This is a genomic window from Micromonospora aridisoli (assembly GCF_056150025.1).
In genome coordinates this window covers 1-572 of sequence record NZ_JAXCFK010000116.1, presented here as the reverse complement: position 1 = coordinate 572, position 572 = coordinate 1, and the positions used below count along the sequence as shown (strand labels likewise).

The 572-nt window shown below is 60.0% G+C and carries 1 protein-coding gene; it reads right to left on the bottom strand.

What is annotated here, in order from left to right:
• Positions 1-505, bottom strand: a 505-nt coding sequence (locus tag SM447_RS29640; RefSeq protein ID WP_474576163.1) for a glycosyltransferase family protein, incomplete at its 3' end; no start/stop codon positions are given.
• Positions 506-572 lie beyond the last annotated feature (67 nt).

The window sequence follows — 572 nt, the reverse complement described above, 5'->3', positions numbered from 1 at the left end:
CGGCCACTGTCGGGCGCATCTTATACGCGATCCGGGTCCGATCGGTCAGCCAGATGCGCCCGCCTGAACGCACCAGGCGCGTGTCATACTCTGCGTCTTCATTATGGCTGATCTCAGGGTTGTAGCCACCAACCCGTTGAAACCAGTTGATGTCAAAGGCAGCATGATGGCCGTGATCGACAAACTGCGCCTTCTGCCCGCCGCGATGCGCCGATCCGCCCGACCCAAGAGGCGTGTCCACGATCCAGGCTGCGGCCTTTGGGAATCCATTCTGCCCTGTGGCGTCCATGGCGGTCACGACCGAGGCGGCTTTGACGCGGACTTGTTCAGCGGCCAGCGCTTGTACATATCCCGGAGGATAGATCGCATGCACGTCACACCGCACAAGAAGCTGATGATGCGGTTCCGCGAAATGGTCCACTGCCACGTTCACCCCCGCAGACTGCAAGCGCCCTGGATTGTCGACGATATGCAGATTGGGAAATTCCGCCGCCAGCTGGCCCACGATTTCTTGTGTTCCATCAGTACTTCCGCCGTCCGCAACAACGATACGGCATTTCGCCATCCAGCGT